The organism is Desulfoferula mesophila, assembly GCF_037076455.1.
GTDB classification, from domain to species: domain Bacteria; phylum Desulfobacterota; class Desulfarculia; order Desulfarculales; family Desulfarculaceae; genus Desulfoferula; species Desulfoferula mesophila.
This window is the reverse complement of sequence record NZ_AP028679.1, coordinates 1881795-1897693: the sequence shown is the minus strand read 5'-3', so window position 1 is coordinate 1897693 and position 15899 is coordinate 1881795. Positions and strand designations below refer to the sequence as shown.

General features: G+C 63.1%; 12 protein-coding genes. 4 read left to right on the top strand and 8 right to left on the bottom strand.

All coding sequences use genetic code 11. The features are described 5' to 3' along the window. Positions 1-126: 126 nt before the first annotated feature. The 7 genes from AACH32_RS08430 to AACH32_RS08400 form a co-directional block, all read right to left on the bottom strand. Positions 127-1947, bottom strand: a complete 1821-nt coding sequence (locus tag AACH32_RS08430) for an acyl-CoA dehydrogenase (protein ID WP_338606348.1) — start codon at positions 1945-1947, stop codon at positions 127-129. Between the two features lie 149 nt (positions 1948-2096). After that, the gene (locus AACH32_RS08425) at positions 2097-2843 is read right to left on the bottom strand and encodes an ABC transporter ATP-binding protein (protein ID WP_350341570.1); all 747 of its coding nucleotides are present in this window, start codon (positions 2841-2843) and stop codon (positions 2097-2099) included. Positions 2844-2846: 3 nt separating this feature from the next. After that, the gene (locus AACH32_RS08420; protein WP_338606346.1) at positions 2847-3614 is read right to left on the bottom strand and encodes an ABC transporter ATP-binding protein; all 768 of its coding nucleotides are present in this window, start codon (positions 3612-3614) and stop codon (positions 2847-2849) included. Between the two features lie 2 nt (positions 3615-3616). Continuing rightward, positions 3617-5329: an AMP-binding protein gene (locus tag AACH32_RS08415; protein ID WP_338606345.1), complete on the bottom strand. Its 1713-nt coding sequence runs from the start codon at positions 5327-5329 to the stop codon at positions 3617-3619. 46 nt (positions 5330-5375) lie between these two features. After that, positions 5376-6437 (bottom strand): ABC transporter permease subunit, encoded by a 1062-nt coding sequence (locus AACH32_RS08410; RefSeq protein ID WP_338606344.1) that lies wholly within the window; start codon positions 6435-6437, stop codon positions 5376-5378. 1 nt (position 6438) lies between these two features. Next, positions 6439-7308, bottom strand: a complete 870-nt coding sequence (locus AACH32_RS08405) for a branched-chain amino acid ABC transporter permease (protein ID WP_338606343.1) — start codon at positions 7306-7308, stop codon at positions 6439-6441. Positions 7309-7441: 133 nt separating this feature from the next. Next, positions 7442-8728, bottom strand: coding sequence for an ABC transporter substrate-binding protein (locus AACH32_RS08400; RefSeq protein ID WP_338606342.1), 1287 nt, complete (start codon positions 8726-8728; stop codon positions 7442-7444). Positions 8729-9681: 953 nt separating this feature from the next. On the opposite strand from AACH32_RS08400, the gene AACH32_RS08395 reads away from it, so the two are divergent. From AACH32_RS08395 to AACH32_RS08380, 4 genes are all read left to right on the top strand, one after another. Then, positions 9682-10371 carry a MerR family transcriptional regulator gene (locus AACH32_RS08395; RefSeq protein WP_338606341.1) on the top strand — a complete coding sequence of 230 codons (690 nt, stop codon included), beginning with the start codon at positions 9682-9684 and terminating at the stop codon, positions 10369-10371. A 244-nt stretch (positions 10372-10615) separates the two neighbouring features. Continuing rightward, on the top strand, positions 10616-12745 hold the full coding sequence (locus AACH32_RS08390) for a 3-hydroxyacyl-CoA dehydrogenase NAD-binding domain-containing protein (RefSeq protein ID WP_338606340.1): 2130 nt from the start codon (positions 10616-10618) through the stop codon (positions 12743-12745). Positions 12746-12756: 11 nt separating this feature from the next. Further along, positions 12757-13959 (top strand): acetyl-CoA C-acetyltransferase, encoded by a 1203-nt coding sequence (locus AACH32_RS08385; protein WP_338606339.1) that lies wholly within the window; start codon positions 12757-12759, stop codon positions 13957-13959. Positions 13960-14116: 157 nt separating this feature from the next. Continuing rightward, positions 14117-14971: a patatin-like phospholipase family protein gene (locus tag AACH32_RS08380; RefSeq protein WP_338606338.1), complete on the top strand. Its 855-nt coding sequence runs from the start codon at positions 14117-14119 to the stop codon at positions 14969-14971. A gap of 45 nt (positions 14972-15016) precedes the next feature. Here AACH32_RS08380 and AACH32_RS08375 read toward each other — a convergent pair whose 3' ends face one another. After that, entirely contained in the window at positions 15017-15895 is an 879-nt protein-coding gene (locus tag AACH32_RS08375; RefSeq protein ID WP_338606337.1) for a 3-hydroxyacyl-CoA dehydrogenase family protein, read from the bottom strand. Positions 15896-15899: the final 4 nt, after the last annotated feature.

Genomic DNA, 15899 nt, shown 5'->3' with positions numbered 1-15899 from the left:
GCGACCTCGGGTCGTGGCGTACCGATGCAACCACGCCCGTTTGCCTGTCCGTTAAAACGATAGCGGCCCCTCCGGTGTTCCGGAGGGGCCGCTGTTTTTGCGGAGGGAGCTTAGGCCGCGCCCGCCTTAAAAGGCCTCCTCGGGTATTTCCATGGCCGAGAGGTCCTCGGTCTTCAGGGAGGCGTAGCGCCCGAAAACGTTGGTCAGGATGTTGCGGCAGAAGAACTTGGCCGAGGCCACCTTGCCCTGATAGAACAGCCCGTCCGCGGAGGCCGGGTCCACGGTGCCCAGCTTCCCGCCGGCGATGAGCCCCTGCTCCAGCATGAGCTTGGCCAGCACCGTCTCGGCGAAGCACTCCAAAAAGCGGGTGGCGAACATGGGCACCAGGGAGATGCGCCCCTGCTTGAAGTACCCGGCAAAGCGCTGGGCGAAATCAGCGACCATGCCCACCGCCTGTCCCAGCAGCTTGCAGTCCGCCTGGAAGTCCTGGTCCGCCTCGTTGGCCTGGGCAAAGGCCATCAGTTCCATCACCCACTCCTGGAACACCTTGCCCCCCTGAGCCCCTAGCTTGCGCCCCACCAGGTCCAGGGCCTGGATGTAGTTGGTGCCCTCCCAGATGGAGAGGATCTTGATGTCGCGGCCGTACTGCTCCACCGGGAAGTCGCTGCAATAGCCCGCCCCGCCCAACACCTGGATGGCGTCGCGGATGAGCATGTAGCCCAGGTCCGGAGGATAGGCCTTTACCAGGGGAGTGAGGATGTCCACCCTGGCCTGGGCCTTTTGGCGCTCCGCCTCGTCCGGGTCGTGCTTGGCCACGTCGGAGTTGAACAGCAGATAGGCGATGAACGCCCGCATGGCCTCGGAGCCCGCCTTGAGGTTCATGAGCATGCGCCGCACGTCCTCGTGCTGGATGATGGGCACCGCAGCCCCGTGGCGGTCGCTCAGCGGCGCGCCCTGCACGCGCTCCTTGGCATAGATGCGGGCGGTGTCATAGGCGCTGGCCGTGGCCCCGGCCGCCTGGATGCCGCAGCCGATGCGGGCGTGATTCATCATCTGGAACATCTTGGCCATGCCGCTGTGGGGTTCGCCCAAGAGGATGCCCCGGCACTTGCCCTGCTCCCCGAAGTTCAGGGTGCAGGTGCTGGAGCCGTGGATGCCCATCTTGTGCTCGATGCCCGCGCAGAAAACGTCGTTGGGCTCGCCCATGCTGCCGTCGGGGTTCACCCAAATCTTGGGGACGATGAACAGGCTCACCCCCTTGGTGCCGGCGGGCCCGCCCTCGATGCGTGCCAGGACCAGGTGGATGATGTTCTCGGTTAGGTCGTGCTCGCCGCAGGTGATGAAGCGCTTGACCCCCTCGATCTTGTAGATGCGCGGGTCGTCCGCCTCGGGGTCGGGTATGGCCTTGGTGCGTAGCGCCCCCACGTCCGAACCGGCGTCCGGTTCGGTAAGGCACATGGTGCCGCCCCACACGCCGGTGTACATCTTCTCCAGGAACATGGCCCGGTCCTGGTCGGTGCCGAAATCCTCGATGAGGTGGCCGTTGCCCACCATGAGCCCGGCATAGGTCATCATGGCCATGTTGGCCCCGTTGAATATCTCCCCCACCAGGCCGCCCACCACCTCGGGCAGGCCCTGGCCCCCGAACTCGGGGTTATAGGTGGCCGAGGGCCAGCCGTTTTCGTTGAGCACCCGCCAGCATTCTTTCAGGGCGTCGGGTGTGACCACCTTGCCGCCTTCATAGGCGCAGCCGATGCGGTCGCCGTCCTGCAAGGCGGGCCCCAGGACTTCCTTGCCCACCTTGAGGGCCTCGTCTAGGATCATGGCGAAGTCCTCGGCCGAAAAATCGCGGTACGGCTCGTAGCCCAGAAGCCGCTCCACCCCCAAGTGCTCCAAGAGCACGAACTTGCTGTCCCGGCCGTCGCGGCGGAAATAGTTGACGCCCATGTTGGTCTCCCCCGACCCACTGCCGAGCCGGCATTTATTGTTTATCGTTTACCTACGCTATACGTTACGACATCATATAGCCATCCACCAATCAACGCAAACCTTCATTGCTCTGATGGGACGGCGTAGCGGGGCGCTCCCGCTTCCCCCTATAGGCCCAGGTAGGTCTTACGAATCACCTCGTCTTGCAGCAGGTCCTCGCCCTTGCCCTGGGCGATAATCTTGCCCGAGGACAGCACGTAGTTGCGGGTGGCCATCTTGAACACCGTGGCCACCTCCTGCTCCACCAGCAAAATGGTGATGCCCATTTGTCTGATCTGCTGAATCTTGTTGAACACCTCCTGGCGCATCAGGGGGGCCAGGCCGGTGGATGGCTCGTCGATGCAAAGCAGCTTGGGCCGCGACATCAGGGCCCGGCCCACGGCCAGCATCTGCTGCTCGCCGCCGGACATGGTGCCCGAGACCTGCCGGCCGCGCTTGGCCAGCACCGGAAAGAGCTGATAGACCATTTCCAGGTCCGCCTGCACCTGGGCCTTATCCGGGTGCAGATAAGCCCCGGCCAGGAGGTTCTCCCGCACGCTCAGCTCCCGGAAGGGCCGCCGCCGCTCCGGACAATGCACCAGGCCCAAACGCACGATCTCGTGGGCCGGGGCCTTTTCTATGGAGCGGCCGTCAAAGGTGATCTTGCCCTTGAGGGTCACGTCGCCGCCGGCGGTTCCCCTTAGGGTCATCTTTTCCCAGGCCACCAGGCCGGTGATGGCCCGCAGCAGGGTGGTCTTGCCCGCCCCGTTGGGACCCACCAGGCTCACCAACTCGCCCTGGTCCACCGCCATGCTCAAGTCGTTGATGATCATGGCCTTGTCATAGGCAACCGTCAGGTTGGCAACCTCCAGCAGCACTTAGCCCCCTCCCTCTCCCAAGTAGGCCTGCACCACCTCGGGATTGGCCACGATTTGCTCCGGCGTACCGTCGGCAATGATGGTGCCGAAGTTCACCACGATGATGCGGTCCACGATCTTCATGAGCTGGGCCAGTTTGTGCTCGATGATGATCATGGCCGGTCCCTCGCTGTGCAGGCGGCCGAAGCGGCCTCCCTTGTGCAGCCGGGCGATGGACTTGGCCATGAGGTCGGTCTCCGCCGGGCTCAGGCCGCCGAAGGGCTCGTCCAGAAGCAGCAGTTCCGGCTCGGTGGCCACGGCCCGGGCCACTTCCAGGCGCTTGAGGTCGCCTTGGGAAAGCGTGGAGGCCTTTTCCAGGGCCATGTCCGAGATGCCCGCGAACTCCAGGGCGTCCATGGCCTTGGCCTCCACCTTCTTCACCCACTCGCCGCGCTTCATGGCCCGTGGGCTCAGGCAGGAGACCATCACGTTGGCGATGATGGGCAGGCGACGGAAGGGCCGCATGTTCTGGAAGGTGCAGGCGATGCCCTGGTTGACGATGTCCCAGGTCTTCTTGCCGACGATGTTCTTGCCCTTGAAACGGATGCTGCCCCGGTCCGGGCGCAGGATGCCGGTGATGAGCCTGACCAGGGTGGTCTTGCCCGCCCCGTTGGGGCCGATGAGCCCCACGATCTCGTCGCGGCTCATGTCGAAGCTGACCTCGTTGGTGGCGGTGACCCCCCCGAAGTCCTTGTGCAGGCCGCTTACCTCCAAAAAGGGCTGGGCCATGGCTAGCTTTCCTCCGCCTCTTCGCGCAGCTCCCGGCGGGAGACCTTGCCCACGTCGGTCTTGGGCAGCTCGCCCCGGAACTCGATGATCTGGGGAACCTTGTAGTGGGCCAGCTTGTCCTTGCAGTGGGAGATCAGCTCCTCCTCGGAGAGCTTGCCCCGGGCCTCGGCCTGCAACACCACGTAGGCCTTGATGAGCTGGCCCACCTTGGGATCGGGCACCCCCACCACCCCGGCGGCCTTGACCTGGGGATGGTTGTAGAGCACCTCCTCCACGTGCTTGGCGAACACCGAGTAGCCCTTGTGCTTGATCAAATCGCGCTTGCGGTCGAAGAAATGGAAATAGCCCTCCTCGTCCATGCTCACCAAATCGCCGGTGCGCATCCAAGTGCGGCCTTCAATCTCGATCATGGTGTCCCGGTTGTCGTCCGGGCGCTGCCAGTATCCCCCCATGATGTTGGGCCCGCTGAGCACCATCTCTCCCACCTCCCCCACCGGCAAGAACTCATTCCCGTCCACCTCCATGATGGCGGCGGTTACGTTGGGGATGGGGATGCCGAATGAGCCCCGCTTGGGCCGGTGCAGGGGATTGGTATGGCTCACCGCCGCGGTCTCGGTCATGCCGTAGCCCTCGGTGATGTGGCTGCCGGTGCGCCGCTCCCAGCCCTGCACGGTGCTTTCATGCAGGGTGTCCGCCCCGCACACGATCACCTTGATGCGTTTCCAATCCACCCGGTCGGTCTTGTCGTATTCCTTCAGGTACTCGTACAAGGTGGGCACCCCGTAGAAGCCCGAGGCGTCGTAGCGCTCCACCGCGCCCAGGATCTCGTCCATGTCCGGGGTGGTGAACAGCACCATGGTGTAGCCGTTGACCAGGCTGGTCAGCATGATCACCACCTGCCCGTAGATGTGGAACATGGGCAAAAAGGCGATGATGGTTTCGTTGCCCTCTTCGAACTGCTCCTTCCAAAAAGACAGCGACTGGGCCTGGCAGGCGATGATGTTGTAGTGGGTCAGCATGGCCGCCTTGGGCAGGCCGGTGGTGCCGCCGGTATAGGGCAGCGCGGCCAAATCGGCAAGCGGATCGATGCTCACCGAAGGCGCCTGGGCGGGCGCGCTCTTGATGACCTCCTGGAACTTTAGCAGGCCCTCGCGCTGGATCTGGGCCTCGTCGGGCACATGCATGCCGCCGTAGGCCTTGGCCATTATCTTCTTGGCGAACATCTTCTTGAGCTTGGGCAGATACTCGTCCACCCCGGTGATGATCACCTTGTCCAACTCCACTCCTGACTCGGCCACCTTGTCGTAAAGGATGTCTTGGCACACCACCACCTTGGCCCCGCTGTCGTTCAGCTGGTGACGCACCTCCTGGCTGGTGTAGACCGGGCTCACCGGGGTGACCACCGCGCCCGCCTTCAGGGCGCCCAGATAGGCGATGACGTATTGGGGGCAGTTGAGCAAAAACAGGGCCACCCGATCGCCCTTGGCCACCCCCATGCCGCTCAGGGCGGCGGCGAAGCGGTCGGCCTGGTCCTTCAGTTCCCGGTAGCTGATCTTTTTGCCGTAGTAGATCAGCGAGGTCTTGTTGCCGTATTTTTCCACCACCCGCTCGAACATCTCCGGAATGGAGACAACCGGGATTTCCAGCTCGGGAGGCACTTCCGAGGGATAGTGTTGCAGCCAGGGTTTGCTTAAGTAGGCCTGCTTGGCATCCATGCTATTTCACCTCACAAGTTGCTTGGAAAAAAGGACCTGCCTTGGCTCAATCCAACTCGGCGTCGCACACGCGGCAGCGTTGCCGGCCGAGAACGTTGCGCACCTTGCAGCGGGGGCACTCGACCTCTATCTTGTCGCGCACCCAGGGGATGAGCCCCTCGGGCATGAACAACAGGGTCAGCAGAACCAGGCCCGCGAAAATGAACATGCGTATCTCGGGCAGGCTGGGGAACTGGTCCAGGACCACGCGCAGCACCTCCATCAGCGGATAGAGGATGAACACCCCCGCGATGGGGCCGTAGATGGTGACCATGCCGCCGAACACCGCCCAGATGATGACCTGGAAGGACAGCCCCACCTCCAGGCCCGAAGGCCCGGCCAGGCGCATGAAATGGGCGTAGAGCCCGCCGGCCACCCCGGCGAAAAACCCGCTCAGACAAAAGGCCAGTAGCTTGTAGCGGGTGGTGTTGATGCCAGCGGTTCTCACCGCCAGCTCGTCTTCGCGGATGGCGTGCAGGATGATGCCGGTCTTGGAGTCGGTGATCTTCCACATGGCAAAGCCCAGCAAAAGCATCAGGCCGCTGGCCAGGTAGTAGTCCAGCACCCGCGAGCCGGTAAGGCGCGACAACCCGGACAGGCCCAACTCGCCGCCGGTGATGTCGGGAATGGCGAAGACTATGCCGGTGAGGATTATGGGAAAGGCCAAGGTGGTCAGGGCCAGGTAGGAGCCCTTGAGCCTGAGGCAAGGGATGCCCACCACCAAGCCGGCCAGCACTCCGCCCACCGCCCCCAGGGGGATGGAGAAATACGGCGGCAGGCCCAGCTTCAGGTTCAACAGGGCGGTGGCATAAGAGGCCACCCCGAAGAACAGGGCGTGGCCGAAGTTCATCTGCCCGGTGAAACCCGAGAGCAAGTCCCAACTCGCCGCGAAGATGGCGAAGATGGAGGTAAGGATCATCACCCGCAGGAAGTAGTAGTCCTGGGTGAAGATCGGCAGGGCCATGAGGGCCACGATGAAAACCAGCACCGCCACGCGGCTGGGCAGCACCAGCACCTCTTTGCGCAGGATGCCCATGGTTCTGCGAAAATACATGCCCACCAGGCCCATGCTATCGCTCCTCCTCGAAGGAAACCCCGAACAGGCCCTCGGGGCGGATCAGCAGCACCAGAATCATGATGGACAGGGCCACCGAGTCCTTGAGAAACGAGCCCATGGGCACCAGGAACACCACCAGGGATTCGGCGAAGCCCAGGATGAAGGCCCCCACGAAGCTGCCCTCGATGCTGCCCAGGCCGCCCAAGACCACGATGGCCAGCATCATGATCAAGGGGTGCATCCACATGGTGGGTTCCACGGTGACCAAGGGAACCACGATGGCCCCGGTGATGGCGGCCATGCCCACCGAAACGGCCATGGTGCCCATGGCCACCCGGGTAACGTTCATGCCCATGAGGTTGGCCACCTCCCGGTCCTGGGCGGTGGAGCGTATGGCCAGGCCCAGGCGGGTCTTTTGCAAAAAGAGCCGGGTGGCCAACAGCACCACCAGGGCCAGACCCAGGGCCAGCAGATGCTGGTAGGTGACCTTGACCCCCAGGAAGGTGGCGTAGCCGTCTATCAGGGGACTCACGCCCAGATAGTGGCCGCCGAAGGTCATCAAAAAGACCTCCTGGATCATCATGGCCACGGCGATGGTGGCGATGAGCACCGCCGCCTCGTGCTCCTGGATGGGCCGGATGAAAAAGTTGTAGATCAGCAGTCCCAGCACCACGGTGAGCATGATGGCGGCCAGCATGGCCACCGGGGCGGGCAGGCCCATCAACTTGGTGCCGATGTAGATGAAGTAGGCGGCGGTCATGTACAGGGCGGTGTGGGCGATGTTGATGATGCGCGCCACGCCCAGCACCAGAGAAAACCCGATGGCCAGCAAGGCGTAAACACTGCCCTTGATCAAGCCGTCGATGATGATGTCGATAATCATGCGTCCACCCAGCGTGCGATTGGCGATAAGCTTGGACGTCGGGCGCGTCCCGGAGGCCGCGCGCCCGGGGTTGGCGGGTCAGGCCTGGCGCCGCCCGCGGGACGGGCTCCCGCGAGCGGCGAAAGGCCAGGGGTTACTTTTTCTTCTTGTAATATTCCACGACCCAGGGAGGCATCTTAAAGGGCACGGTGCCCTTGTAGAACACTTTCTCCCAGTGATAGGGCCAGATACACTGGATCTTGCCATCCTGCCACTGGGTGCCGATGGAGGTGACGTACTCGGGACCCCAGGTGACGTCGTGGGACTTGTCGAACACCACGCGGCCCGCGGTGTCGATGTAGTCGGTCTTCTCCAGGAAGGGCAGCACCTTGTCGGAGTTGACGCTGCCGGCCTTTTCCACCGCCTCCTTGAGGATGTACAGGGCGTCATAGGTGCCGGCGGTGTAGTTGGGCGCCTCCTTGTAGAGCTTCACGTACTTGTCGTAGAAGGGAATGGTCTTGGGGGTGATCTCCACCCGGGCGTAGGTGTTGATGGTCACCGCGTAGTTGCCGTTGCCGCCAGTGGCCTCCCAGAAGCCGGACTTCTGGGACTCCACGTTGATGCCCACCGCCACCGCCGGGACCTTGAGCTCGCCCATCTGCTTGGCAAAGGTCAGGCCCACCGAGGAGGAGAAGGTGGTGAACACGATGTGGGCCCCGGCCCGCTGGATGGCGGCCAACTCGGCGGTGCAGTCCTTGGCCACCGGCGAGGGACGCCACACGCCCACCACTTCCATGCCCATCTTGGCCGGCAGCAGCTTCTGGGCGATGCCCACGATGGGGTCGGCCCAGGCAGCCTTTTCGGCCACGATGGCCACCTTGATCTTTTCGATGCCCAGGGTCTTTTTCATGATGGCCCCGACCGTGCCCAGCAGGATGAAGTCCACCTTGCCCAGGAACTTGGAGTTGATGGGGGTCAGGCGGAACCAATACTTGTAGCGGTCGTAATCCTTGGTCACCTTGGTGCAAAGCTCGGGGTGGGCCGCGCCGCAGCCGATGAAGATCTTCTTGGCGTCCATGGCGATGTCCTGCATCACCATCACCGCCTCGGTGCGGAAGCCGCCCACCAAAAAGTCCACGTTATAGCGGCTGATGGCCATTTCGATGGCGTTGGTGGCGTCGGGAACGCTCAGGAACTCGTTGGTGTCCACCTTGACCAGCTCGATGGGCCTCGCCTGGGCGCCCACCTTGATGCCGCCGGCCTTGTTGATCTCATCGGCGGCCATGGAGGCCCCGTTCCAGTGGCCCTCGCCCTGGGTGAAGGACATGGGCCCCAGCACGCCTATCTTGATGGGCTCCACCGCGCCCACCGGCAGGCACACGGCCAGGACCAAGGCCAGCCCCAGCAGCACTGCTCCTACTTTGCCCAAAAACTGCATCATACTTCCCTCCCCTTTTACGTTTGGGCCAAGCCGTTCGCCATGGCAGGTTTCCTGCCCGCGATCCGGACGTGGCCGGATTTCCCTGCTCGGGTTGGGGCCATGGGCCCTAAGCTCTTGCCCGGCGTAAGGCTTGGCGCGTCGGCTCAGTCGTGCTCCGGCGTGATCCTCCCCAGTCAAGCTGGCAATCAAGTTGTCCGCGGTTCAGAGTGCAGCGCAAGATGTGGCGCGGAGGGGCCGTGGGTGGGCCTCAATATCCGCCAAGCCGTGGGCGCCGCCAACGGCGCGCTAGGCTGATTTATCGATACTTGGGCGGCCGGTGATGCATCGGCCGGTCAAATTCCTGATGCTACCTAGTTGGATTCGAGCCGTTGCCTTCTTCGCGGCAATGGCTGATATTGTGCAGGTGTCAAGATGCTAGGAAGTAGATTATTGAAAACGGTCCAAGCCATTATGGCATTAAACCCTTCCTGTTTGCATGCGGCGATATGGGCGTTAGGGACAACGGCAATTCATTTGCTACAAGCGCCCCGCTCACCCCTAGACGAGAGCCCAGCCGCGCTGGAAAGACTCATTGCCGGCTGTCCTGGGCTGCGCTCCTTCATGTCGGGGTCGCCCGCCGCCCAACCTCGTCTTTTCAGCGTATACTGTATATTTCCACTAAACGTTTAGTCAAGCTATTCGTTAATATTATTTAATATAGTATTAACCTAAAGATATCTTGCCAATTTATTCACATTATGAGAGCATTATATAGTTTGTCTACACCATGTTGATGCGTCCGGCGGAGTGCAGCGATAACCTCCTGAAGAACCGAATCGGCCCGGAAAGAATTTGAGCGCTTGGGGGGTGAGGCTCGATGGTGTAAAAGGGTATCCGGCCGTTGAGCATGATTCATCTTGGTTCATGTAAAATTTGAGCGCGGCCTAAACCTTGGCTGGGGAGGCAAGGGGGAGATGAAAATCAGCGAACTGGCCAGGCGCACCGACGTGCCCAAGCAGACCATTCACTACTATATAAGATCCGGTCTCTTGCCCAAGCCCCGCAAGCTGGGCTCCAATTCCGCCGACTACGACGAAAGCTACGTGGAACGCATACGGCTCATCAAGGAGCTGCAAAACGACTTTTTCCTGCCCCTGCCCACCATCAAGAAGATCATGTGGGAAAACCGCAGCGCCAGCAAAATGGCCATGCTCAAGCTGCGCACCGAATACTTCCGCCCCATGGAGCACTACCTGGGCACCGGAGTGGTGGGCGACCAGGCTTTTCTCAAGGCCACCAGCCTGGCCGCCCGCTGGCTGCCCATCCTCAAGGAGTGGCAGCTCATCAGCCCAAAGGAAGAAAACGGCGAGAACGTCTATTCCCAAGACGACATCATCATCGGCAAGGTCATGGTCAACATGGCCAAGCTGGGCATCAACCGCTCCAGGAACTTCCAGCCCGAGGTCACCCTGCCCATGCTGGCCAACACTTTCAAAAACGTGGCCAAGGATTTGATCGAGGATTTCCGGCGAGCCACGGTGGGCATGAAACAGGCCGAGCGGGAAGAATTGGCTCTTAGAGGCCACGAGATCATGGGCGTGCTCTTCTATCACCTCTACCGCAAGTACGCGCGGCAATACCTGGAAGAAAAACCAAGCAACTGAACCGCACCCTCCTTTGCCGCGCCACGCTCATCGCCTTATCCCTTTTTCCGAACCAACGTTCATTTTTTACTTGCATTGAGTTATGGCTTTTCTTGTATAATCTGTGTGTTGCAAGTTTAGTGAAGAGCAACGCAATACGTTATTTACCAGCATATTAACGGCGTTACCAGCCTGGGCAGGCGACCATGCCCGCCCAATGACACCGGTCGGGTGACGGCGATTTTGGGGATTCAGGGAGAGGGCTATGAACACGGACTACAAGACGGTGAAGATGGAGTTGCAGGACGGGGTGCTGATCATCCAGATGGACAACCCCCCGGTCAACCAAATGTCCGAGCACTTCATCCTGGAGTTGAAGCAGGCCACCCTGGAGGCGGTGGAAGACCCGGCGGTTAAGGTGATCATCCTCACCGGAACCGGCAAGAACTTCGTGGCAGGGGCCGACGTGACCCAGTTGCTCACCGTGACCGAAAAGGCCCCCTTCGTGGCCAAGCTCATGGACGTGCACGCCTGGCTCAACGGCCTGGAGGCCTCGCCCAAGCCAATCATCGCGGCCATCAACGGCAACTGCCTGGGCGGGGGCATGGAGATCGCCCTGGCCTGCCACTACCGCGTGGCCGCCCAGGGGGTGAGCCTGGGCCTGCCCGAGGTCAAGCTGGGCCTGCTGCCCGGCAGCGCCGGCACCCAGCGCATGCCCCGGGTCATCGGCCTGCCCGACGCCCTGGACCTCATGCTCACCGGTAAGTTCATCAAGGCCCAAAAGGCCTGGTCCCTGGGCCTGGTGGACGAGCTGGCCCCCCTGGACAAGCTGCGCGAAACGGCCCTGGCCGCGGCGGCCAACTTCCAGAAGGGCCTGCTGAGTCACCACAGCCGCCGGGCCAGCCGCCGTTTCGACCGCCTGCCCAGCGCCAGCGAAAAAAAACACCTGATCAACTTCATCAAGGCCCAGACCGCACCCAAGGCCAAGGGTTACATCGCCCCCTTCAAGATCATCGAGGCGGTGGAAAAGGGCCTGACCACCGACTTCCAGGCGGACATCACCCGCGAGGCGGAGTTGTTCGGAGACTGCCTGGTGTCCGACGTGGCCAAAAACCTCATCGGCATCTTCTTGAACGAGCGCTCCGCCGGTCGCCTGCCCCGCATCAAGGGCCTCACCCCGGCCAAGCCACAAAAGGTGGGCATGCTGGGCGGCGGGGTCATGGGCTCGAGCATCGTGCATCTGCTCTTGTCCAGCGGCCTGGAGGCGGTGCTGTGGGAGGTCAATGATCAGGCCCTGGAAAAGGCCCTGGCCGCCATCAAGAAGACCTTCGCCTTCAAGCTCAAGACCAAAAAGATCAAGCCAGAGCAACTGGAGGCCCTGCTCAGCCAAAAGCTCAGCACCACCACCAAGCTGGAAGACATGGCCGGGGTGGATCTGCTGATCGAAGCGGTCGTGGAAAACATGGAGGTGAAGCAGGACATCTGGAAGAAGCTGGAGGGCATTTGCCGTCCCGAGGTGATATTCGCCACCAACACCTCGGCCCTGCCCATCACCGAGATGGCCACGGTGCTGGCCGATCCCGGCCGCATGATCGGGTTGCACTTCTTCAACCCGGCCGAGCGCATGCCCCTGCTGGAGATCATCTGCGCCGCCAAGACCTCTGATCAGACCCTGGCCACCAGCGTGGCTTTTGGCCGCACCATCAAGAAGGTGCCGGTGGTGGTCAACGACGGCCCCGGCTTCTACGTCTCGCGCCAACTGGGCGGGCTGATGGGCGGCTCGGTGTTCCTCATGGCCGACGGGGTCAACCCGGTGGAGATCGAAGAAGCCATGCGCGACTTCGGCATGCCCATGGGCCCGGCCACCCTGGCCGACCTGACCGGCATCGACATCAACTACCACGTGAACCAGACCTTCGCCAAGCGTCTGGGCTCGCGCTATAACGTGCATCCGCTCACCGAAGCCATCTACCAGTTGGGCGACTATGGCCGCAAGACCGGGCGGGGCTACTTCGACTACTCGGAACGCGAGCCCAAGCCCAACCCGCGCCTGGCCCAGGTGGTGGCCGACTACCTGGCCGCCAACCAGGTGCAACCCAAGGAGATGAGCCGCCAGGAGATCATCGACGCCATGCTGGCCACCGGCATCAACGAGGCGGCCCTGATGATCGAGGAAGGCATCTGCGACCGGCCGGCGGACATGGATTTGGCCATGATCTACGGCACCGGGTTCCCGCCCTACCGGGGCGGCATCCTGCGCTACGCCGACAAGTGGGGCCTGGCCAACGTGCTGGCCAAGCTTCAGGAACTGGAGGCCGCCTACGGCGAGCGCTTCGCCCCGGCCGAGCTGATCAAAAAAATGGCCGCCCAGGGCCAAACCTTTTACCAGGATTAAGGAGAGTGACGATGCAAGAAGTGGTTATCGTCGGCTACCTGCGTACGGCGCAATCGCGCTGCCGGCCCAACGACCCGGGCCGCGACTGGTTCCACGCTCTCAGGGCCGACGAGCTGCTGGCCCAGGTGCTTCCCGAGTTGATCAAGCGCTCCGGCGTGGCTCCCGAGGAGATCGACGACTTCATCGTGGGTTCGGCCACCGGGGTGGGCGAGCAGTGGACCTATGGCGGACGCACTCCCATCTTCCTGGCCAACCTGCCAGAAACCATCGCCGCCAAGTTCGTGGACCAGCAGTGTGGCTCGGCCATGGCCGGAGTGCACATCGGCTTCATGGAGATCGCCCAGGGCTTTGCCGATGTGGTCATGGTGGGCGGCATGGAGCACATGACCCGGGTGCCCATGGGCGGCACCACCAAGGACCGGGGCCTGGCCGCGCCCAACCTGAACCTTTTCCTGAACCCCGACTATAGCCACTGGGACATGATGAGCGCCATGAACATGGGCCTCACCGCGGAAAAGCTCTTTGCCCAGTCCGGCTGCACCAAGCAGGAAATGGACGAATGGGCGGTTCGCTCCCACCACCTGGCGGCCCAGGCCCAGACCGACGGTTTCTTCGACGGCGAGATCCTGCCCATCGAGGCGCCCCAGGCCGACGGCTCGGTGATGAACGTGACCCAAGACCAGGCGGTGCGCGGCGACACCACCCTGGAAGGCCTGGCCTCGCTCAAGCCCGCCTTCAAGAAGGACGGGGTCATCACCGCAGGGGTCAGCTCGCCGCTGAACGCGGCGGGCACCGGCCTGTTGCTCATGTCCAAGGAAAGGGCCCTGGCCAAGGGCATCAAGCCCCTGGCCACCATCCGCTCCATCGGCTTCGCCGGGGTGGACCCCACCATCATGGGCCAGGGACCGGTGCCCGCCAGCCTCAAGGCCCTCAAGATGCTGGGCATGGCCCCCGGCGACATCGACTATTGGGAGATCAACGAGGCCTTTGCCATCGTGGCCCTCAACTGCATCAAGGAGTTGGGCCTGGACCCCGAGCGGGTCAACGTGATGGGCGGCGGCCTGGCCATCGGCCATCCCCTGGGCGCCACGGGCAACCGGCTAATCGGCACATTGGCCCGCATTCTGGAGGCCAAGGACGCCCGCTGGGGCTGCGCCAACGCCTGCGTGGGCGGCGGCCAGGGCGTGGCCACCATCATCGAGCGCGAAGCCTAGGCCCCTGCAATCCGCGACGCGAGCCCGCCCCGCATTTTTTTTGCGCGGGGCGGGCTTTTTCGCGCTCTAAGGATTTGCCTACTTCATGAAATATTCATAATAATTAAATTTGGTGGAAAGAGGTTTACCTGGCGTTTATCGAGGCAATCCCGGCGTTATGACTGAACAAAATTCATACAAGGGCGCCGTCTTCGCGGGCGGCGGCTCGCGCTGTTTTTGGCAGGCCGGCTTTTGGCAGAGCGCGGCCCCGGCCCTGGGCCTGGCCCCCAACGCGGTGGCGGCGGTGAGCGCCGGGGCCAGCACCGCCTGCCACGTCTTTGCCGGCGAGATCGAAGCGGCCATGGACTACTACCAGGCCGCCCACAACCACCGGGCCAAGTACGCCCCCCCGGGGCGCAACCCTTTTTTGCCCGACCCCACCGGCTTGAAGATCTACCGCGAGGCCCTGGAATCGGTGCTGCAGGGCGAGCCCTTTCAGCGCCTCAAACAGGGCCCTGACCTGCGCATCTTCATGAGCCGCCCCCCGGCCTGGGCCAAATCGGCCCTGGGGGTGGGCCTGGGCTATTTGGGTTACAGCCTGGACAAGAGCAGGGGCGATCCGGTGCATCACCGCTACGCCCGCAAACTGGGCTTCCGGCCGGTGGTGGGCCGCGCCGCCCAGTGCGCCACGGTAAGTGAGTTGGTGGACCTGGTAGTGGCCTCTTCCTGCCTGCCTCCCATGGTCCCCTGGTGCAGTTGGGACGGCTGCAAGGTAGTGGACGGCGGCATCTTGGACAACGCCCCGCTGGAGCTCATGGGGCCGGAAGAGCGCCCGGTGCTGGTGCTGCTAACCCGGCGCTATCCGGCCGAGGAGCTGCAAGGCCAACCGGGAGTGACCTATGTGCAGCCCTCGAGGGATTTGGCCATATCCAAGTGGGAAAAGGCCAACCCGGATCTGGTGCGGGAAAGCTACGAGCAGGGGCTGCGCGACGGGGAACTGTTCTCTCGGCACGGAGCCTCGGCTCTTTACTGAGACCAAGTGCTCTACGGCGTCGATCGCCCCGACCGGGCAGACGCCCTACTCTTTGCGGCGAGGAACCTGCTTGCCCTCGGGGGTGTAGTCGTAAAAGCCCTTGCCAACTTTGCGCCCCAGGCGCCCCTCTTGCGCCAAGCGCTCCACCAGGTCGCTGCGCACCAGCAAATCATCTTCCCCCGCGGCGCGCAAGAAGCGGTCGATCAACACGAAGGTGTCCAGGCCGGCGTTGTCCACCACCTGGAAGGGACCGGCCGCCCAGCCGTAGCCCAAGCGCATGCCCGCGTCCAGGTCCTCGGGGGTGGTCACCCCGTCGGCCACCAGGCTCACGGCCTCGCGAAAGGCGGCGGCAAAGACCCGGTTCATGACAAAGCCGGGGATGTCACGCTCCACCCGTACCGGGTGTTTGCCCAGGGCGCGGATAAACTCCACTCCCCGCTCAAACACCTCGTTGGAGGTACGCTCGCCCTTGACCACCTCCACCAGGCCCATCAGGGGCACGGGCCCGAAAAAATGCAGGCCCAGCACTCGTTGGGGGTGACTCGTGGCCGCGCCCAGACGGCTGATGGGTATGGAGGAGGTGTTGCTGGCCAGGGGGGTCTCCACCGGGGCCAGGCGATCCAGTTCGGCGAACAGCTCCAGCTTGAGCGGCTCCAACTCCAGAGCCGCCTCGAGAACCCAATCCGCCTGGGCCGCGCTGTGCATATCGCTCACCGGCGTAACTCTGGCCAACACCGTCTCGGGCTCCTCGCCGATCAGCCCCTTGGCGGCCAGCTTGTCCATCGAGGTTCGCATACCCTCCATGGCCCGCTCCAGGGCCGCGGGCTTCACGTCCATCAGGCTGACCCGATGCCCCGCCTGGGCGCACACCTGGGCGATGCCCGCGCCCATGAACCCGGCCCCCACCACCAACACTCGCGCCATGTCC